We start from the raw sequence: 16,734 nt of genomic DNA on the forward strand, positions 1-16,734 counted from the left end.
GAGGGTTAATAACCGGCCAGCAGTGCTGACCGGTCAGGAAATTACAGCCCGATTGCGCGGCGGTGCTGTTCCAGACGGTCGACGCCGTTCACCTTCTCAACCATGTTGACGGTATCGATTTCGATGACGTCGCTACCATCAATCGTGAGGCGGTAATAGGTGCATACGGTCGACAGTTTGGTCGAGGTGTTTTCACCCTGCTTATTCTCGCCGCCGTCGATTTCTTTATGACGGCCACGCATGACCACCTCGACCGCCACGATTTCGCCAGTGTCGTCACGTTGGTAAGAGCCAGCAAAACGCAACGGCACAGCGTCAGCACCCGGCGCGGCGTACTGCGCCCACAGCGCCACATCAGGCAGGCCACCGACAGACCATTCGACGGTGAGCGCATCATCGTCGAGACCAAGGTCAATCGCGGCCGCGCCATTCATGCCGCCGCCGCGATAGTTTTCGAGCTTGCGGGTCAGCTTCGGCAGCGTCACGGATTCAACAACGCCCATGTAGCTAAGGCCGTCATTGAACATGTTCAGATATTTAAGTTTGCGGGGTAGTGCCATGTTGTTTCAGGCTCCTTAGCTGTTGACCGATTCGGCCAGATTCACCAGATATTTATCGGTGATACGCTGGCGCAGGGTTAGGCTTTCCAGTGGGGGAACCGGTGTATAGTCGTAGTCGATATACAGTTTCCCGGCCTTGAGGGTTTCCTTATCGTTCGATTCCTCGTCGAACCAGCATTCACCGTCCACGATGTAGCCGTTTGATTTCAGCTCGCGGAATTTGGCGTTAATGCCGTCGACAATGTCACGGATAAGCGATGCGGTGATGGGCTTATCGACCGCCCACATGTGCGCCTCGGCCATCGTGTCGGCCAGCACCTGCGCGGTGCGGGTGTAGTTCTCAAACAGGAAAAGCGGGTCATCAGAGCAGGTGCGGTTACCCCAAAAGCGGAAGCCATCCTTACGCACCAGTGTCGTGACCCCGGCCTCGTTGAGCAGATCAGCATCGGTGCCGGATGCCTGCAAATCCCAAAACACTGACGCACTGATGCCGGTAACACCCTGCACGCCGACGTTAGACAGGGTTTTGTGCCAGCCGACGGTCTGGTCGATATAGGCACGCAGGCCGAGTGCGCGCGCAGTTGCGTATGCCGGTGCGGTGGCGTTTGTGGTGGTATCCCATGCAAGGAAATCAGGCCAGATGACCATCAGCTCGCGCTGGCTGAAATTCTCGCGATAGGTCATCGCCTCGGAAATGGTTTTACAACCCCATGCGCTGATATAGCCAAAGGCGCGCAGGCTGATACAGACCGAAGCAAGTGCGACTGCGACCTCTTTGGTATCGAGACCCGGCACGCCGAGAATGCGCGGCTTAACGCCGGTGACCGCTTCGGCAGTCAACAGCGCCTTGATGCCGGTATATTTACCGTTCTCATCCGTGCCGCCGATGATATTGGAAATGGTCTGCGCTTCGGCGTCTTCTCCGGTACCTTCGGCAACACGCACGACAACTGTGACAGGTTTTGACTGGTCGGCGATAGCCTGCAGGGATGCAGCCAGCGTGCCTTTTTTACCGGCTTTCGCAATGGCGCTTTGCACATTGGTAATCAGTACCGGTTCGTTGAGGGGAAATGTCGTGGCATCTGCATCGCTGGCCGTGCAGACCATGCCGACGATTGCGGTTGCAACAGTGGATATGACGCGGGTGCCGTCGTTAATCTCAAGCACCTGCACGCCGTGGTGAAAATCACTCATCCGGTTAACTCCGTGGTTAGTGGGCGAGTGTATTTTCTGTTGTGCAGTAACGGCGGGCTATTTGTCGGCGTTGGTTAGCAGATGGCACATAAACAAATTAATAAAAGACGGGCATCAGCCCGCCATTCTTTCAAAGGTTCCTATTCTGGTTTGACGGGCCAGGTGATATCTGGAGCTGTAGATGTGTCTACTGCTTCCAGTGCTTCAAGATAATCTAGCCGCAAATTGTATTGAGCAAGATCATCACCATTCAAACGCCCAATGGCGGCTTTGCCAGGCCATTGCTTGCTTTGCATGTATTCATTTGCGGCATCAATTCGCCGTTGTTTTTCACGCTCGGCGGATGCAATTAACTGCTCCTTAGTTGGTTCCGGGGCATCAACCCACGTTGGCAGTCCTCCATCTCCTGGCACCCTGATTTTTCCTGGGTTAACTCTCACATACTCAAGGAAAACATCTTCGCCAACTTCTACGCCATTTTCAGGCCATGTGCCTGATCGCTCATAGTCTTCTTTCAGAATCAGGGGATAAAAAGCGTTTGTTTTTGCATCATAGATATATCTGTTCATTTTATTAATACCCAATCAAAATACATGAACCACCAGAAATGAAGTCACTGGCACGAGAAATAATAGTTGATGTTGGTCCTGCTCCAACATTTATTGCAAACGTGGTAATTCTCCCACTGGTTGGTTCATATCCGGCACCAACTGCAAAGCCTAAAATTCTACCGGGGAAAGGAATAGGCAAGGTAATAACCTGATCGCCATCATGAGGCGGAATTGCAACCCATTGAATCAACTTTCCAGGTAATTTCTGCCAGTATATTTCAGATTGAAAACTGCTCATATCGGGGATGTAATCAAGGTCAGCTGTACCAACCTGGCGCTTTGCGGCGTCCTTCAGTCCAAGATTCTGGAGAAACTTCGCCACATCTTGAATATCCTCGCCGTTTTGGCTTTTCTGCATCGCGCCGGTGATACGTGTATCATCACCCGCCGCAACAGTATTGGCAGTTGTACCGGTGTTTTTCGTCGAGCTGTCACCAAGTTGCAGATTCTGGCGCGCCAGTGCTGGATTAGGTAAATCGGAGAGATTGCGTTCTTTAGCCAGCCGTGCATTCGCGTTATCCATCGCAATTTTTACGGCTTTCGGGGTTGCCGATTGTGTCTCGCGGTCATCCGTCACACTGCTGTTAAGCTGCGTAAAACCTTTAGCGGTAGTGGTTGCATCTGGATGGTTGCGCGACTGTTCGTGGGCGCGCATGAGTCCGTCAGCGTAACTCTTCACCTCGATAACCTTATCGTCAACATACTGGCGCGTAGCAAGTACGACTGACGGGTCAATTTTCAGGGTGATAGCCGACGTGCTCGACACAATCAGAATCATGCGAATGGTCTGCGTGCGGCCGCTACCCTCCTGTAGTTGTGGCTTGTAGGTTTCCGGGCAGTTCGCCACAGCAATGAGCACACCTGCGTCGTCGTAGAGACCAATCTCGCGGATCCAGAAACCACCTTCATTCTCGGGAATAATCTGTTCCGCGATAATCTGACTGGTATTGGCCGGGTCAACGGTCAGCAGGTTCAGCGGCGCGATGCGTTTCTGGTTAATGAGCTTCGTCTGCGCCGGGTCAGGGGTCGGCAACGTACCATTCGCATCACCGACGGCCATCTGCGTCAGGTTGAGTTTGGTACCGAGTGCCGCCGCGTTCGCCAGCCGCGCCGCGCCCTGATTGGTCAGAATGGCAAAATATTTTGCGGTCATGCGTTCACTCTCAGGTTATCAATCAAATGGATGGCCGAGGCCGGGTAATATTCACCGCCGACGACAATCTCCTCGGGGGTGTAGGGGTAAACAGTCAGCGCGTCGCCGTGATAGCATCCCGCGCCGACATACAGTTCGCCGGTCGAGCTCAGACTGATAGCCAGCCCGGTCAGGTGGCGACTTGCCGGTTTGGCGTCTTCAATCAGGCGCTCAAGCTCCTGATACATTTCGTCAGTGATGCCGTTGTCGAGGACGCCAACAACGAGGCGGAATGTGCCTGGCTCCTCGTCGAGTTGCCACCACTCGCGCACCTCAATCAGAAAGCCGAGCGGCTCGACGACCCGACGCAATGCGCTGATGGTGCCTTTGTGCTGATGGACGAAAAACGAGGACGCGCAGACGCTGCGCTTTGTCGCCTCCGGCCATTTCTCATCCCACCTGTCGACCGACAGCGCCCACGCCAGATACGGCAGCAGCTTTACCGGGCAGGTGTGCCAGTTCCACAGGGTGCGCAGCGGTACCGGCACGCGCTGAATCTCAGAGAACGCAGCGGCGGCGGCGACTTCCAGCGGCGACGAGCCAACGGGTAATAGCCGGTCATTCATCCGAGCCCCCGATAGTTATCTGGTACTCGGTACAGTTCGACGCCTGCGACTTACTCAGCACTATGTCGGCCTGCGGTGATGTCAGCTCGACACGCTGCACCCCCTCAACATGCAGCGCCGCATAAATGGCTGACAGACGGATATCACGCCCGAGGCGGTGCTGCGCGCTGATGTAGCTCTGCAGCTTCTTCTCTGACGCCTGCCTGATGGGTTCAGATTCGGGGCCGGGGTAAACGTAGATCGTCGCGTCAATCTGGTACGGCACAATCTCGGCTGACTGGACGGTCACCCGGTCAGCCACCGGGCGCACATCTTCGGCGTTCAGCGCTTTATCAACAATCGCCAGTAGCTCAGGGCTGGCAGTGCCGTCACCCTCACGCGATAGCACGGTAATCGTCACGCAGGCTGGCGACGGGCTGGCGACCGAAACGTCAGCGACCCGCCCGTCGGCGCTGCGGCCGTGATACTCATATGCGCCGACCGGACCCGCCACGCTCAATCCCTCAAACGCCTGTTGCGTGCGCAGTCGCAGGTCGGTATCAGATTCCATAACGGCAGGTGTCGGCGGGATGGTGGTATCATCCGCCGGGGTGATGGTCAGGCGTTCGGTATTATTGTTCCCGGCTACGACGTCGAGGTCGTTACCGGCGGAGTAGGCCAGCGTCACCGCCTGCGCGGCTTCGTTCACCCGCTGACGCCAGATAACTTCACGGTAGGCGTTTTCCTGCAGCAGCTTAACAACCGGCTCTGACTCAAGTGTGAGCGTCCGGGCAATGGCCTCCTGCTGGTCTTCTGGATAGAGCGATATCAGCGTCGCTTTGCGTTCCGCAAGGATGGTTTCATAGTCCAGTTCCTCAACCACATCGGGAACGGGTAACTGACTCAGGTCAACGGTTGCCATAGTTATTTAACTCAGTGAAACAGTGGTTGAAACTGACGCACCGGTATCGGTGCGCATCCCGGTAATATCGACATATATTTCGCCAGCGTCGCCGGTCTCAAAGCTGATGGCGGTAAGCCTGATGCGCGGCTCCCACTTCTGGATAGCCGAATAGCACGCCACCATAATTTGCAGCCTGAGCGCCGGGTTTTGCGGCATATCAATTAGCGCCGACAGAAGCGAGCCATATTCACGACGCATCACCCGCGAGCCGACCGGCGTCAGCAGAATGTCGCGCATGCTCTGGCTGATATGCTCGGTATCGCTGATGCCGAGGCCAGTATTTCGGTTCATACCCTGATAACGCGCTGTCATATCGGCGCACCCGTTGTCCCGCCGCTGTCGCCGGGGTGTTTATGGGTGTGGAGCACCTTGCCATTAGATGACAGTGACCCGCCTGTATGCTCGATGTTGCCTTTCATCGTTCCGCCCTTTTGCACCTCAAGCGTCGCTGTCGTCAGCTTGTTGGTGCAAATCACCTCGGGGGTGTCGAGGGTGATACTGGTTGAGGCTTTCACCAGTACCAGCGGCACGGTTGCGGTGATGGATCCCGATGCCGTCACGTCGGCCGTTTTGATGCCGCTGACCGTCAGCGCACTGGTCTCGGGCTCGTACTCAATGACCGCACCATCAGGGAAAACCACATGCCACGCATCCGCCGAGGCAGAGGGGGCGGGGTTATCGTCGGAGAAAATTCCAGGCAGCACGAAAGCGGTATCAAGCTCGCCACCGATTGCCAGCAGCAGAACCTGCTCACCGACCGAGGGAGCCCACCACGTCCGCGAACGACCGGCGCGGGTGGTCAGCCAGTTCAGCCATGTAGTCTGGATCCCGCCGCTTTGTACGCGGCACAGCCCCTGCACGGTATCAACCTCAGTCACCACACCTGAGCGGATGAGGTTGCGAATCGCGCGCGCGAGCTCCTGTATCGTGGATAACGTATTCATAGTGCAAGGATGCCTCTGGTCTGGAGTCGCGCCAATTCGCGCGGCTCCGGTGGTGGTTCACACAATATTTATTTGCCGAGATGCCTGATAATGACGTCTTCAATCATCTGCTCATCGTCGCGGGTGAAACCGAGTAACGGGCGCGCCTCGTACTGCACATCCCGGCTGTTGCGGTTTGGTCTGTCTTTGAGCCCGTACTGATGCACCCGCGCCATGCGCTGCACCTTGCCGGTAAACTCCACCACCGCCGCACTGTCGCTGCCTTTGGCTTTCATAAAGCGACTGGTGCGCAGTTTGGCGAACATTTCACGTTTAATCCGACCTTTCTTGCTCCTCACCGGCTGGCGCTTTCGTGCCGCATACAGGGTGCCGTCTGGTGCCTGCTGGCGCTTGATACGCTGTTGCTGACTGGTACGCAGCTTTTTCGCAATCTCAGCCGCCATTTGCCGACGCGCCGCCGGTGACAGGCTGGCAATCAGACCGGCAAGGCGTTCCTGCAGTGCGGTTAACTCACTCATCCCACTTACTCACCAGTTCGCCGTTAACGTACAGCTCGACCGGGCGCGTCACCGGCTCAGGCAGCGTCGGCTCAGGGGCATAGCTGACATGCAGCGCGCCGTCGACCTCTTTGACGAGCGTGCGCTCGGTGAGCCTCAGGCTGATACTGATATCGAGCGAATCGTCGTTATTGATATCAATAATCCAGGTGAATCCTTTTTCCCGCCCGTCGTCGGTGGTCATAATGTCCGGCTGATGTTCACGCAGCCACGCCTGCACCGGCACGAATATCAAATCAAGGTCACCGGTGAAGTCGGTCACCACCACGTTAAGCACGTACACCTTTTCAAACGACAGCGAGCTCGCCAGTCTGGAATCGGTATGGCCGTTGTCGGCAAAAAGGCGCAGCATATCGGGGTTGTTTCGGAGCTGCGGCACGGCGTTAATCAGCGCTTTGCGCAGGCTTTTGTGCTTCTGCATCGAGTTCATCCTGACAGTGTTTGACGGTTTTGACTTGTAGCGCGCAGGCGATCAGCGCGCCCTCAAGGCGGCGGATATCTGCGCTCAGGTCACCATTGGTTTTCGGGTCACTTCCCGGCATCTGGCAAAGGCTCACTCTCGGGCATCCGTTGACCACAATCACCGGCGCTGGCGCAGGCGGTGCGGATGTGCAACCGACGCACAACATCAGGTAAAGCAGCGTTATACCAGCGGCGAAAGGCTTCATTTTCATTAAGTAACCTCGTTATTGATTGCTCGCGGCGGCTGGCTTCCTCGCTGGCCTTTGCGAGCTGTTCACGCAGTGCCACCTGCGCAGATTCATTACGTCTGGCAAGCTGACCGGTAACACTGAGCTGATTTTTCAGCATGCCAATCGTCGTCTTTTGTTCGCTCGCGACGCGGTTTGCTGTCTCAAAGGAGCGGGATAAATTGCCGTTCTCATGGCGCAACCACAACATCCCGAGCACAGTCAGCACCAGAAGTGTAATCAGGATTTTCATTCCATTACCCCGCCAGCGGTGCGCCATACGGTGACCAGTTTGTCGAGGCTGTGCTCACGTTGGCCGTAACCGGCACCCGGTAACGACGCCCAGATATTGCGGCACCGTGAAATTGCCCGCTCAATACGCCCCGCCTTAATATCCTCAATGGCACCGCGTTCGCGGATTAACTGAATCGCAAGTTTGTCCTGCGACAACGGGCTGAAATCAGGCAATGCGAGTTGTTTCTGATAGTGCGGCCAGTAGAGATAAAGCTGCTGGTAACGCCCTGATGCCGTGGATTTTTCGCCGCGTCGATTAAACACTTTCGCTGGTCTGCCATGTGCGAAAGGGTGGTCGGTGTAGTCGGTGAAAATTTCCGGCTTGCCATCAAGGCCAGTGACAATGACGTCGTAACCACGATTTTTCGTCAGCGGATGCATCGCCGTCCCTTCGGAATAGGCCAGCATGTCCAGAAATGCGGCGATATTCTGGTGAGTATTAATGACCGGCATCGCTATCCCCCTGTTGTGACTTAAAGCGGCGCTGAATGGCGATTTCCACCACCTGATAACCTGCAATGCCGAGCATGGATCCAATCCCACAAACGGCAGGCAGTGACATATCTGGAAACTGCACCAGAACAACACCGGCGACCATTGAAACAAAACCGCCGAGCAGCATGCGGCCGATAAACAGGCGCGGGGTAATGGGCTCACCACCCGCCAGCACTTTTCCGACAACAATCATCACGCCAATCACAAACAGTGACAGGACGCCTTTTTCCCCTTCTGTCATGGTTTACTCCCAAAGGTTGATAGTTTCTGTTACGGGTGACGATGCCACGTCGGGCAGGTCAATCGCCGTGCCATGCGGCAGAATGACGCCCAGCTCAGACAGACCGGGATTAGCCTGCAGCACCGTCTCGACCACGCCCTCAGTGCGCCCGTAATACCGGGCGCAAAGCGCGTCGATGGTGTCGCCCTGCATCGCGTAGACTTTCATCAGAGCTGACCCACGATGCAGCGCGGCTTGTCCTGCAGACGCGAGACCGACCAGCGCATATCCCGCCACAGGTCATCAATGGTGGTTTCGACGCTGTCGGCTTTTTTGTCACCCTTGCCCGTGGCCTCAACCCCGCGATAACGCTCATACAGGGTGGCGGTCGCCATCGCCGTCACGGCGCTGAGGTAGTGGAAAACGCGCACATTCTCGCCGTCGATTTCCTCGGCGTCAGGCACGTCGGCCAGTGTCTTAAACCCTGCGGCAATCTGGCGCAGCCGGTAGTCGTAAAGCTCCGCATTGGTTTCCGCCATGCCGGTCTTGATGGCGTTGCGCAGGCGCGCATCGGAAACCGTCTGCTCAAGGCGCATCAGTTCGCGCACCCGCTTCGGATCCACATCAGGGAAAAAGAACGTGTTTTTAATCACTACGTCGCCCGTCTCCGGTGCGGGAATCACCACGCCCGGTACGTCCTGCGGTTCGTCGGGCTGATTCAGTATTACTGTCGTCATGACAACCTCATTAGGTTGGGCGGTGGACGCCGGTCGCCGTCAGGGTCAAAACCCACTTTGACCGGCGTGCCGCCCGGCTCGGGGAGCGTTCAGTTAACCGGCGGTTTTTACCGCCTTTGGTGGACGCCCGCGCTTTGCCGCCGGTTTGTTGGCAGGTTTGCGCGTGCGCGGTTTAGTCGTTTTACGGGATGCTGCCTCTGGCTTTGGCTTCAATGCGCGCTCCAGCCGCTCAATCTCTTTGCGCACACCGGCATTGCGGTCGAGCTGCATCGCGCGCTGAAACTGTGCCAGTGCTTCGGCGCTCTGACCGGCATCGCGCAGGGTTAGACCGGTCACCTTATGCAGTCGAGCGCGCACCATATCGGGAACGTCAGCGCCGTCGGTCAGGCTAAGGGTGGTCAGCAGTAATGCGAGGTCGACAGGCTCACCGGCATCGCGCAGGCGCAGCGCGGCAAGCGCCACCTCCTCAACCAGCATGTAAGGTGTCGTGCGGCGATAGTCAGAGGTGAGGCCGTACTTCAGCGCGTATGGCGCAATTTCCAGCGCGCCAGCGATATCACCGGCATCGAGACGCCACAGCATGACTGTCATCAGAATGTCATCCTGCGCACCACGGCCATCAGCCAGCACACCGGCGACCCACGGCGCATAGAACGGCAGCAGCTCACGCTTTTTCGCGGCTTTCAGTTCGTTTGAACGGATGGTTTTCAACGTGCGGCGGTCATCGGCCAGCTTTACCAGCATCTGCTCGTAGGCGGTTGCATGGCGCAGCGGGGCTTGTTCCCGCTGCGCGGCTTGAGAGGCCGAGACCCGCATCATGTGACGCTGTGCGGGGCTCGTCATGGGCTTACTCTCCGCTTTCCGGTGCTGCAGGTGCGGTGAAATCGCCCAGGGTGATGTTTTCCAGCAGACACCCGGCGGCATACGCCTCGACCACATAGTCGATATTCATTGACTCGTAGTTTTCCACGCGGTCTTTTTTCGGGTTTTCATCAATGCTGCGGCGGTGGCTCTCATCCATGAAATAGATAGAGAGGTTTTCCAGCGTTGTCACTAACACGGCATTCGCCGGGAAGTACGGTACACGCACAGCAGGCAGGTTGCCGATTCGCTTCTGGCTGATGATGATATCTGCCGCGAGCGCTTCGCTGTTTTCTTGCGGCTTGTTCACCAGCGGGAAATATTTGTCGGCCAGCAGCTTACGGCCAACGATGGCAACGAGTTTCGGGTCATCCTGATAAACCTCGTCAATCAGGTTGTTGGTAGCATCCATCACCAGCGCGTCGAGGTTCTCATAGTCGCCGTTTTTACCGACGCGAATCACTGCCGAAACGACCTTACCGTCAGCATCGGTGATATTGCTCATCACACGCGTCGGGGCTTCGTTGCGGTATTTCTGCAGCCAGCCGACGGCTACATCCTGCAGCATCGGATTTTTGGTGCGGTCAGAGGTGGCAGCACGGGTGGTACCGTTAAAACCGGCCATGATGAAATCGAGCGCCTGACGCTTAACAATGGCGTCACGGATGCGGCGCTGAAAGTCCTGAAAACGCGCCCACAGGTCGAGGGTTTTATATTTCAGATGGAAGTCAAAGTTAATCTGGTCGCACTCGTACTTGTTGGACTCAAGCGCGGTGAAGTCTGCGGTCTTACGCTCATCATCGCCCGAGGTGTCGGTCGTGCTGGCGATAGTACCGGTCACACCGACGCCGATTTTCTCACCCTTCATTTCTGCGACCGGCAGAATGTTAATCGTCTGCAGAAACGCGGATGACTCCTGCACTTTGTTCATCAGCGTTTGCGTGACGGACGGCTCGACGGTGAATTTTTTACTGACGTCATCAGTGCTGATGCCGTTCAGCTCAGCGACGCGGGTCAGATAGGCATTGAACTTAAAACGGGTTTCCGGGCGCATAGTATTTCCTGTTTGAATTTATCGGTTAGTCACTGCATCGGGCGGAGTTACCGCCCGGTTTCTGGTCTGCGGTTTATCAGCAGTCGGTCAGCAGCTCATCGCCACCACCGCCGCTGGCTTTCGTGCGTCGCGGCTGGCTGAAACTTTCGGTTTTGTCGAGGGTGGCTTTCAGGGCGGAAAATGCCTGGCTGGTTTCTTCAATCTTGCCGGTCAGTTCCTGTTTAAAGGTGGTAAGCGCGGCTTCCATAGCGGAAAGACGCTTATCCTGCGCAGTGAGGTTGGTCTGCACATGCTCGCTGACGGTGGTCACCGCTTCATGCACATCATTCAGGCGCGCATCGTCGCTGACCTGCTTACGGCTGAAAATGGCTTTCACCTTATCTGCCAGGCTGTTTAGCACCGTATCGGAAACGTCTTCAAATTCCAGTTCGGCCAGCGTGGCAGCGGAAAAGACGTTTTCAGGGTTGGCCTTAAAGCGCTGCAGAGGGTTGTGCTTCGCGTTGCGGCAGAATTCGAGGTATTCAGTGCCGAGGCTCGCCGGGTCATCGGTGACAGCAAGGCCGACGAGGTAGCATTTGCCGGTATTGGCAAAATTCGGCTGAATTTCCATTGAGGTGTAGACCTTCTGCAATTTTTTATTCATCGCAATCAGGTCGTCGGTTGGGGTGATTCTGGCGAACAACGCCCATTTGCCGTTAAGCGCAGAATCGTCGTCAATTATTTCAGCTTTCAGTTCAACCACATCGCCTAAGCGTTTGAAGTCGCCATCAGGAAAGAGACCGCGAATATGCTCAAGGTTAATGCGGCAACCGTAGACGCGAGGGTCAAACGATTCGGCCATTTCCTGAATATCGTTGCCGCTGATAATGCGGCCGTCGCAGGTGTCACCCTCGACGCCGATGCGAAAGAATTTTGAGACTTTTTTTGCCATTGTCAGGAGTCCTGAGGTTGAGGTTACTGGTCACCGCCAGTTTCCAGACTCAGGACACGCCAGACCACCAATGACGACTGGACAACCGCCCACACAACAGCACCTTAGCGAATCACTGACGGCCATTAAGTAGCCTTGCCCTGAATCCACTACGGCGAGGCATCAATGACCATTTCCACCGATACAACCTTGTTGCATGACCCGCGACGGCAGGCATCGCTGCTTTACTGGCAGGGTTTTTCCGTGCCACAGATTGCCGAAATGCTGCAGGTCAAGCGCCCGACCGTGCAGAGCTGGAAGCAGCGCGACGGCTGGGACGGCATCGCGCCGATTTCCCGCGTTGAAAGCAGCCTTGAGGCTAGGCTGATTCAGCTCATCGCCAAGCCGCAAAAGACAGGGGGTGATTTCAAAGAGATTGACCTGCTCGGACGGCAGATTGAACGGTTGGCGCGAGTCAACCGCTACAGCCAGACCGGCAACGAAGCCGACCTTAACCCCAACGTCGCCAACCGCAACAAAGGGGAGCGCAAAAAGCCGAAAAAGAATTTTTTCAGCGACGAGGCTATCGATAAACTAGAGGAATTATTTTTCGACCAGTCTTTCGAGTACCAGTTGCAGTGGTACCGCGCAGGACTGGAGCACCGTATTCGTGACATTCTCAAATCCCGCCAGATTGGCGCGACATTCTATTTCTCCCGCGAGGCACTGCTGCGCGCACTCAAAACCGGCCATAACCAGATATTTTTATCAGCCAGTAAAACGCAGGCTTACGTGTTCCGCGAATACATCATCCAGTTTGCGCGACTGGTCGACGTTGACCTGACTGGCGACCCGATTGTCATCGGTAACAACGGCGCAAAACTGATTTTTCTCGGTACCAATTCCAACACCGCGCAGAGCCATAACGGCGATCTGTATGTCGATGAAATATTCTGGATCCCGAATTTTCAGAAACTGCGCAAAGTCGCCTCGGGCATGGCCTCGCAAAAGCACCTGCGCTCGACCTATTTTTCGACACCTTCCACGCTGGCGCACGGCGCTTACCCCTTCTGGTCTGGCGAGCTGTTCAACAAGGGGCGCAGCCGGATTGCCGACCGCATCGAAATCGACATCAGTCACAGCGCGCTCGCCGGTGGCCAGCTCTGCGACGATGGCCAGTGGCGGCAGATTGTCACCATTGAGGACGCCCTTGCGGGTGGCTGCACCCTGTTCGACCTCGACCAGCTCAAATGCGAAAACAGTGATGAGGACTTTAAGAACCTGTTTATGTGCGAGTTTGTCGACGATAAAGCGTCGGTATTCCCGTTCGAGGAGCTGCAGCGCTGCATGGTCGATGTGATGGAGGAATGGGAGGACTTTGCCCCGTTCGCCGACCATCCGTTCGGCTCTCGTCCTGTCTGGATTGGCTACGACCCGTCACACACCGGCGACAGTGCCGGGTGCGTCGTGCTCGCGCCGCCGGTGGTCTCTGGTGGCAAGTTCCGCATGCTGGAGCGCCACCAGTGGAAGGGCATGGATTTTGCAGCACAGGCAGAGGGCATCCGCAAGCTGACCGAGAAATACAACGTCGAATACATCGGCATTGACGCAACCGGCCTCGGTCTCGGCGTGTTCCAGCTGGTGCGCTCATTTTACCCGTCGGCACGCGGCATCCGTTACACACCTGAAATGAAAACCGCAATGGTACTCAAGGCGAAAGACACCATTCGCCGTGGCTGTCTGGAGTACGACGCCGGAGCAACCGACGTCACGCAGTCGTTTATGTCCATCCGCAAAACCATGACCAGCAGCGGGCGCAGCGCCACCTATGAGGCCAGCCGCACCGAGGAAGCCAGCCACGCCGATATCGCATGGGCGACCATGCACGCCCTGTTAAACGAACCGCTTTCTGCCGGTAGCGGCATGCAGCCTAAATCTATTCTGGAGTTCAACTAAAATGGGTAAACAAAAATCCCGTAAAGCCAACGCACAAAAGGCCAGCAAACCACAACAACTGACCGCCAGCGCACCGCCAAAAACGACAGCGTTCACCTTCGGCGAGCCGGTGCCGGTACTCGATAAGCGCGACATTCTGGATTACGTCGAGTGCATCAGTAACGGCAAATGGTACGAGCCGCCGGTCAGCTTCTCAGGGCTGGCAAAGAGCCTGCGCTCTGCCGTGCATCACAGCTCGCCAATTTATGTTAAGCGTAACGTGCTCGCGAGCACCTACATTCCGCACCCGTTGTTATCCCGTCAGGATTTCAGCCGCTTTGCGCTCGATTATCTGGTGTTCGGTAACGCCTTTCTTGAGCAGCGCCACAGCGTCACCGGCCAGTTAATCAAACTGCTGGCCTCGCCAGCCAAATATACCCGACGCGGAGTCGACGATTCGATTTTCTGGTTTGTGGAAAACTTCACCCAGCCGCACGAGTTCGCGCCTGATACCGTGTTTCACCTGCTGGAGCCCGACATTAATCAGGAGATTTACGGTCTGCCGGAATATCTCAGCGCGCTTAATTCCGCTTGGCTGAATGAATCCGCGACGCTGTTCCGCCGCAAGTATTATCAGAACGGCGCGCACGCAGGCTACATCATGTATGTGACTGACCCGGCGCAAAGTGCGACCGACGTCGAATCGCTGCGCGAGGCGATGCGTAACTCGAAGGGACTCGGCAACTTTAAGAACCTGTTTTTCTACGCCCCCGGCGGAAAACCGGACGGCATCAAAATCGTGCCACTGAGCGAGGTCGCCACAAAGGATGACTTTTTCAACATTAAGAAAGCCAGCGCCGCCGACCTGATGGACGCGCACCGCGTGCCGTTCCAGCTCATGGGCGGCAAGCCCGAGAATATCGGTTCACTCGGTGACGTTGAGAAGGTGGCAAAGGTATTTGTGCGTAATGAGCTGTCACCCCTGCAGGATAGGTTCAGGGAGGTAAACGACTGGCTCGGTATGGAGGTCATCAGGTTCAAAGAGTACACACTCGACAACTTGGAATAATCACCTTTTAAGCCGCCATTTTGGCGGCTTTTGCTATGTTAGCCTTTAGACTTTTTAGGATCATCTTTTCTCTGATAAGTGCGTTCTTCCTGAATTTTCCCATCTTCCTTGTGAATTTTGACCGAACCTGTTTTGTTCGACATAAACTCAGATGTTGTTTTAATCAGCTCGGCCTTTGTGGTCGCGGTCTTGCTAGGGCGGTCATTGCCCTCTTTTTGCAACTTCCACTTATCGCCATCTTTTGTAATATGATAGTTATCCATTAAAGCCTCCAACTGTTGTGGGGAACATAAAGTCTCAATATGGATATTAGCCAAAGCGAAACCGTAAAATTGTGCAACTGATCCCATCCTTTAGCACCACGCCACAGACGCACCATGCGCCCACGATCACACCCGGCCACTACAGCGCCGTCACGACGTTCTCAGACGATAATTTTTAATAATACGCACCACCGCTGGCGCGCAATGCTTTCCCCGCCACGCCTGCCCGCTTTATGGAGCGGTTTTAATGCAGTTGCATGACTACTCTGGATCCGCTTCAGCTCTGGCGGCGCACGGCCAGAACGGGCAATCCCGGCGCATGCAAAACCATGCACCTGTTGCATGCACGACTAAAAAACGGGGTAATCGCGGAAAAATGGCATAAAAAAATCGGCATTCACGGTGCCGGTTTGGGGCTGGTTTTATCACGATTACTGGCGCGCAATGCGCCAATAACACTATTGAGGCACATGCTGGCAACAATCACCAGAAAAATCGTCGTCCACGGATTTTCATAACAAGAGATAACATATTGATATAGATCCTTTTATTTGTGCATTCTGATGTGGTTTAACAAGTGTTTGATAACGACCGTAAGCTCATCTTTATTGGCTTGCTCGACCATTTTTTCGGTGTAGCTTTCCACCTCACGAGAACTCAGGTCGTTATTTGAAGCCATTACAGTCAGCTTTTTTGCCCAATCGGCAAACGGGTCTATTGATGAAAGGGAATTAAGCATGTCCAAAAACCTCGAATTATTTAACCAGCAGACGGCGGAAATCTTTGCGGTGTTATGGGATAACTTCCCGGTGCCACAGGTCATTACCTACGAAAAATTTAACGCCGCGCTACCTGATGACTACTTTGACCAACTTAACTCACCGGAAATGAAAGCACTGAATCAGTTGCGCAGTGTGGTTGAGGGTACATTCACTTTTCTCAGTGAAAACGGCTACATCCAGTACGGAACAGACCACCAGACCTATTTTTATGATGTGCGCCTGACCGAGAAAGCACTCGCCGTGCTTAACAAAAAGCCCGAGGCGCTCGGCGGTAATGAAACAATGGGCGATAAGATTATCAGTGCAGTGAAAGACGGGACGCCGGGAGTGATTGCCGGTGCGGTGACAAACCTGCTTACCCTCGGTGTCAATCTGGTAACCAGCTAACGCCTCGCGGGGCTCGTTGTTCAACCCCGTCAGCACTGAAAGCGAGTTTCAGCGCTGACGACGTTTGCTATCGTCGACGTGGTGGAGGTGCGTATTTTGTCGGTCTGCTGATGCTATCCAGCTTGCCGCAATTATCCCTGACTATTTCGGCACACCCGACCAGCTCGGTGGGTGTCAAATTCTCATTGACCATTATCTGCTGCAGGCGATGAACGATAGCCATTAACTTAATATTTCTGGTCTGGTGCTGCGGTATTTCACCTGGTAGTCGATGCATATTATCACCCTCAATGAATTTTAATCAGTGCCGTCAAAACGCCACTATAAAACCCTCTCAGGTCATGTCTCATTCATCACTGGCGTGTCATCAATAGCACATTGAGAAATTTTGAAAGGCAGGACTAAAGCCTCGTGGTCTCGTTACTCAACCCCGTCGACGCAAAAAGCTGGTTTTTGCGCCAACACGGTTAT

Annotated in this window: 26 protein-coding genes; 4 read left to right on the forward strand and 22 right to left on the reverse strand. The window is 55.3% G+C overall.

Features of this window, described 5'->3' with window-relative positions; genetic code table 11:
- Positions 1 to 41: 41 nt before the first annotated feature.
- The 19 genes from AACS80_RS16405 to AACS80_RS16495 form a co-directional block, all read right to left on the reverse strand.
- Positions 42 to 560: a phage major tail tube protein gene (locus tag AACS80_RS16405; RefSeq protein WP_001207675.1), complete on the reverse strand. Its 519-nt coding sequence runs from the start codon at positions 558 to 560 to the stop codon at positions 42 to 44.
- Between the two features lie 15 nt (positions 561 to 575).
- Positions 576 to 1,754 carry a phage tail sheath protein gene (locus tag AACS80_RS16410; RefSeq protein WP_135410296.1) on the reverse strand — a complete coding sequence of 393 codons (1,179 nt, stop codon included), beginning with the start codon at positions 1,752 to 1,754 and terminating at the stop codon, positions 576 to 578.
- Positions 1,755 to 1,894: 140 nt separating this feature from the next.
- Positions 1,895 to 2,323 (reverse strand): tail fiber assembly protein, encoded by a 429-nt coding sequence (locus tag AACS80_RS16415; protein WP_135410320.1) that lies wholly within the window; start codon positions 2,321 to 2,323, stop codon positions 1,895 to 1,897.
- A gap of 4 nt (positions 2,324 to 2,327) precedes the next feature.
- Positions 2,328 to 3,518 (reverse strand): phage tail protein, encoded by a 1,191-nt coding sequence (locus tag AACS80_RS16420; protein WP_135410295.1) that lies wholly within the window; start codon positions 3,516 to 3,518, stop codon positions 2,328 to 2,330.
- Positions 3,515 to 4,123, reverse strand: coding sequence for a phage tail protein I (locus AACS80_RS16425; RefSeq protein WP_135410294.1), 609 nt, complete (start codon positions 4,121 to 4,123; stop codon positions 3,515 to 3,517). Before AACS80_RS16425 ends, AACS80_RS16420 begins: the two co-directional genes overlap by 4 nt.
- On the reverse strand, positions 4,116 to 5,024 hold the full coding sequence (locus tag AACS80_RS16430; RefSeq protein WP_135410293.1) for a baseplate assembly protein: 909 nt from the start codon (positions 5,022 to 5,024) through the stop codon (positions 4,116 to 4,118). The genes AACS80_RS16425 and AACS80_RS16430 overlap by 8 nt, the downstream gene beginning before the upstream one ends.
- Before the next feature lie 6 nt (positions 5,025 to 5,030).
- Positions 5,031 to 5,378 (reverse strand): GPW/gp25 family protein, encoded by a 348-nt coding sequence (locus AACS80_RS16435; RefSeq protein WP_021532443.1) that lies wholly within the window; start codon positions 5,376 to 5,378, stop codon positions 5,031 to 5,033.
- Positions 5,375 to 6,010, reverse strand: a complete 636-nt coding sequence (locus tag AACS80_RS16440; protein ID WP_021532442.1) for a phage baseplate assembly protein V — start codon at positions 6,008 to 6,010, stop codon at positions 5,375 to 5,377. The genes AACS80_RS16435 and AACS80_RS16440 overlap by 4 nt, the downstream gene beginning before the upstream one ends.
- 68 nt (positions 6,011 to 6,078) lie before the next feature.
- Positions 6,079 to 6,528: a phage virion morphogenesis protein gene (locus tag AACS80_RS16445; protein ID WP_135410292.1), complete on the reverse strand. Its 450-nt coding sequence runs from the start codon at positions 6,526 to 6,528 to the stop codon at positions 6,079 to 6,081.
- Positions 6,521 to 6,988: a phage tail protein gene (locus tag AACS80_RS16450; RefSeq protein WP_135410291.1), complete on the reverse strand. Its 468-nt coding sequence runs from the start codon at positions 6,986 to 6,988 to the stop codon at positions 6,521 to 6,523. The genes AACS80_RS16445 and AACS80_RS16450 overlap by 8 nt, the downstream gene beginning before the upstream one ends.
- On the reverse strand, positions 6,951 to 7,196 hold the full coding sequence (lysC, locus tag AACS80_RS16455; RefSeq protein WP_240727141.1) for an Rz1-like lysis system protein LysC: 246 nt from the start codon (positions 7,194 to 7,196) through the stop codon (positions 6,951 to 6,953). Before lysC ends, AACS80_RS16450 begins: the two co-directional genes overlap by 38 nt.
- Complete coding sequence (lysB, locus tag AACS80_RS16460) at positions 7,096 to 7,509, reverse strand: Rz-like lysis system protein LysB (protein ID WP_135410289.1); 414 nt, start codon at positions 7,507 to 7,509, stop codon at positions 7,096 to 7,098. Before lysB ends, lysC begins: the two co-directional genes overlap by 101 nt.
- Complete coding sequence (locus AACS80_RS16465) at positions 7,506 to 8,003, reverse strand: glycoside hydrolase family 24 protein (RefSeq protein ID WP_135410288.1); 498 nt, start codon at positions 8,001 to 8,003, stop codon at positions 7,506 to 7,508. Before AACS80_RS16465 ends, lysB begins: the two co-directional genes overlap by 4 nt.
- Positions 7,990 to 8,286: a phage holin family protein gene (locus tag AACS80_RS16470; protein ID WP_000134662.1), complete on the reverse strand. Its 297-nt coding sequence runs from the start codon at positions 8,284 to 8,286 to the stop codon at positions 7,990 to 7,992. Before AACS80_RS16470 ends, AACS80_RS16465 begins: the two co-directional genes overlap by 14 nt.
- Positions 8,287 to 8,289: 3 nt before the next feature.
- Complete coding sequence (locus tag AACS80_RS16475) at positions 8,290 to 8,493, reverse strand: tail protein X (protein ID WP_135410287.1); 204 nt, start codon at positions 8,491 to 8,493, stop codon at positions 8,290 to 8,292.
- Positions 8,493 to 9,002, reverse strand: a complete 510-nt coding sequence (locus AACS80_RS16480) for a head completion/stabilization protein (RefSeq protein WP_135410286.1) — start codon at positions 9,000 to 9,002, stop codon at positions 8,493 to 8,495. Before AACS80_RS16480 ends, AACS80_RS16475 begins: the two co-directional genes overlap by 1 nt.
- A 93-nt stretch (positions 9,003 to 9,095) precedes the next feature.
- Complete coding sequence (locus AACS80_RS16485) at positions 9,096 to 9,845, reverse strand: phage terminase small subunit (protein ID WP_021532440.1); 750 nt, start codon at positions 9,843 to 9,845, stop codon at positions 9,096 to 9,098.
- A gap of 4 nt (positions 9,846 to 9,849) precedes the next feature.
- The gene (locus AACS80_RS16490) at positions 9,850 to 10,917 is read right to left on the reverse strand and encodes a phage major capsid protein, P2 family (protein ID WP_001247241.1); all 1,068 of its coding nucleotides are present in this window, start codon (positions 10,915 to 10,917) and stop codon (positions 9,850 to 9,852) included.
- Between the two features lie 76 nt (positions 10,918 to 10,993).
- On the reverse strand, positions 10,994 to 11,848 hold the full coding sequence (locus AACS80_RS16495) for a GPO family capsid scaffolding protein (protein WP_135410285.1): 855 nt from the start codon (positions 11,846 to 11,848) through the stop codon (positions 10,994 to 10,996).
- A gap of 165 nt (positions 11,849 to 12,013) precedes the next feature.
- On the opposite strand from AACS80_RS16495, the gene AACS80_RS16500 reads away from it, so the two are divergent.
- A complete protein-coding gene (locus AACS80_RS16500; protein WP_135410284.1) occupies positions 12,014 to 13,783 on the forward strand; it encodes a terminase ATPase subunit family protein in 1,770 nt (589 codons plus the stop codon).
- 1 nt (position 13,784) lies between these two features.
- The gene (locus AACS80_RS16505; protein ID WP_135410283.1) at positions 13,785 to 14,831 is read left to right on the forward strand and encodes a phage portal protein; all 1,047 of its coding nucleotides are present in this window, start codon (positions 13,785 to 13,787) and stop codon (positions 14,829 to 14,831) included.
- A gap of 38 nt (positions 14,832 to 14,869) precedes the next feature.
- Here AACS80_RS16505 and AACS80_RS16510 read toward each other — a convergent pair whose 3' ends face one another.
- Positions 14,870 to 15,181: a DUF2188 domain-containing protein gene (locus AACS80_RS16510; RefSeq protein WP_237750390.1), complete on the reverse strand. Its 312-nt coding sequence runs from the start codon at positions 15,179 to 15,181 to the stop codon at positions 14,870 to 14,872.
- Between the two features lie 170 nt (positions 15,182 to 15,351).
- Between AACS80_RS16510 and AACS80_RS16515 the strand changes: the two genes are divergently transcribed.
- On the forward strand, positions 15,352 to 15,612 hold the full coding sequence (locus AACS80_RS16515; RefSeq protein ID WP_171021446.1) for a hypothetical protein: 261 nt from the start codon (positions 15,352 to 15,354) through the stop codon (positions 15,610 to 15,612).
- Positions 15,613 to 15,641: 29 nt separating this feature from the next.
- Here AACS80_RS16515 and AACS80_RS16520 read toward each other — a convergent pair whose 3' ends face one another.
- Positions 15,642 to 15,833, reverse strand: coding sequence for a hypothetical protein (locus AACS80_RS16520; protein ID WP_135410281.1), 192 nt, complete (start codon positions 15,831 to 15,833; stop codon positions 15,642 to 15,644).
- On the opposite strand from AACS80_RS16520, the gene AACS80_RS16525 reads away from it, so the two are divergent.
- Positions 15,832 to 16,263 carry a hypothetical protein gene (locus AACS80_RS16525; RefSeq protein WP_130236099.1) on the forward strand — a complete coding sequence of 144 codons (432 nt, stop codon included), beginning with the start codon at positions 15,832 to 15,834 and terminating at the stop codon, positions 16,261 to 16,263. The genes AACS80_RS16520 and AACS80_RS16525 overlap by 2 nt on opposite strands.
- A 67-nt stretch (positions 16,264 to 16,330) precedes the next feature.
- On the opposite strand, the gene AACS80_RS16530 is transcribed toward AACS80_RS16525, so the two are convergent.
- The gene (locus tag AACS80_RS16530; protein ID WP_135383251.1) at positions 16,331 to 16,540 is read right to left on the reverse strand and encodes a hypothetical protein; all 210 of its coding nucleotides are present in this window, start codon (positions 16,538 to 16,540) and stop codon (positions 16,331 to 16,333) included.
- Positions 16,541 to 16,734: the final 194 nt, after the last annotated feature.

Origin of the sequence: Escherichia sp. E4385 (assembly GCF_963883145.1) — a bacterium.
Classification (GTDB): domain Bacteria; phylum Pseudomonadota; class Gammaproteobacteria; order Enterobacterales; family Enterobacteriaceae; genus Escherichia.

Excerpts from the sequence above, each read along its gene's own strand:
- AACS80_RS16405 (WP_001207675.1), bottom strand. The coding sequence starts at position 560 with ATGGCACTACCCCGCAAACTTAAATATCTGAACATGTTCAATGACGGC.
- AACS80_RS16410 (WP_135410296.1), bottom strand. The coding sequence starts at position 1,754 with ATGAGTGATTTTCACCACGGCGTGCAGGTGCTTGAGATTAACGACGGC.
- AACS80_RS16415 (WP_135410320.1), bottom strand. The coding sequence starts at position 2,323 with ATGAACAGATATATCTATGATGCAAAAACAAACGCTTTTTATCCCCTG.
- AACS80_RS16420 (WP_135410295.1), bottom strand. The coding sequence starts at position 3,518 with ATGACCGCAAAATATTTTGCCATTCTGACCAATCAGGGCGCGGCGCGG.
- AACS80_RS16425 (WP_135410294.1), bottom strand. The coding sequence starts at position 4,123 with ATGAATGACCGGCTATTACCCGTTGGCTCGTCGCCGCTGGAAGTCGCC.
- AACS80_RS16430 (WP_135410293.1), bottom strand. The coding sequence starts at position 5,024 with ATGGCAACCGTTGACCTGAGTCAGTTACCCGTTCCCGATGTGGTTGAG.
- AACS80_RS16435 (WP_021532443.1), bottom strand. The coding sequence starts at position 5,378 with ATGACAGCGCGTTATCAGGGTATGAACCGAAATACTGGCCTCGGCATC.
- AACS80_RS16440 (WP_021532442.1), bottom strand. The coding sequence starts at position 6,010 with ATGAATACGTTATCCACGATACAGGAGCTCGCGCGCGCGATTCGCAAC.
- AACS80_RS16445 (WP_135410292.1), bottom strand. The coding sequence starts at position 6,528 with ATGAGTGAGTTAACCGCACTGCAGGAACGCCTTGCCGGTCTGATTGCC.
- AACS80_RS16450 (WP_135410291.1), bottom strand. The coding sequence starts at position 6,988 with ATGCAGAAGCACAAAAGCCTGCGCAAAGCGCTGATTAACGCCGTGCCG.
- lysC (WP_240727141.1), bottom strand. The coding sequence starts at position 7,196 with ATGTTGTGCGTCGGTTGCACATCCGCACCGCCTGCGCCAGCGCCGGTG.
- lysB (WP_135410289.1), bottom strand. The coding sequence starts at position 7,509 with ATGAAAATCCTGATTACACTTCTGGTGCTGACTGTGCTCGGGATGTTG.
- AACS80_RS16465 (WP_135410288.1), bottom strand. The coding sequence starts at position 8,003 with ATGCCGGTCATTAATACTCACCAGAATATCGCCGCATTTCTGGACATG.
- AACS80_RS16470 (WP_000134662.1), bottom strand. The coding sequence starts at position 8,286 with ATGACAGAAGGGGAAAAAGGCGTCCTGTCACTGTTTGTGATTGGCGTG.
- AACS80_RS16475 (WP_135410287.1), bottom strand. The coding sequence starts at position 8,493 with ATGAAAGTCTACGCGATGCAGGGCGACACCATCGACGCGCTTTGCGCC.
- AACS80_RS16480 (WP_135410286.1), bottom strand. The coding sequence starts at position 9,002 with ATGACGACAGTAATACTGAATCAGCCCGACGAACCGCAGGACGTACCG.
- AACS80_RS16485 (WP_021532440.1), bottom strand. The coding sequence starts at position 9,845 with ATGACGAGCCCCGCACAGCGTCACATGATGCGGGTCTCGGCCTCTCAA.
- AACS80_RS16490 (WP_001247241.1), bottom strand. The coding sequence starts at position 10,917 with ATGCGCCCGGAAACCCGTTTTAAGTTCAATGCCTATCTGACCCGCGTC.
- AACS80_RS16495 (WP_135410285.1), bottom strand. The coding sequence starts at position 11,848 with ATGGCAAAAAAAGTCTCAAAATTCTTTCGCATCGGCGTCGAGGGTGAC.
- AACS80_RS16500 (WP_135410284.1), top strand. The coding sequence starts at position 12,014 with ATGACCATTTCCACCGATACAACCTTGTTGCATGACCCGCGACGGCAG.
- AACS80_RS16505 (WP_135410283.1), top strand. The coding sequence starts at position 13,785 with ATGGGTAAACAAAAATCCCGTAAAGCCAACGCACAAAAGGCCAGCAAA.
- AACS80_RS16510 (WP_237750390.1), bottom strand. The coding sequence starts at position 15,181 with ATGGGATCAGTTGCACAATTTTACGGTTTCGCTTTGGCTAATATCCAT.
- AACS80_RS16515 (WP_171021446.1), top strand. The coding sequence starts at position 15,352 with ATGACTACTCTGGATCCGCTTCAGCTCTGGCGGCGCACGGCCAGAACG.
- AACS80_RS16525 (WP_130236099.1), top strand. The coding sequence starts at position 15,832 with ATGTCCAAAAACCTCGAATTATTTAACCAGCAGACGGCGGAAATCTTT.
- AACS80_RS16520 (WP_135410281.1), bottom strand. The coding sequence starts at position 15,833 with ATGCTTAATTCCCTTTCATCAATAGACCCGTTTGCCGATTGGGCAAAA.
- AACS80_RS16530 (WP_135383251.1), bottom strand. The coding sequence starts at position 16,540 with ATGCATCGACTACCAGGTGAAATACCGCAGCACCAGACCAGAAATATT.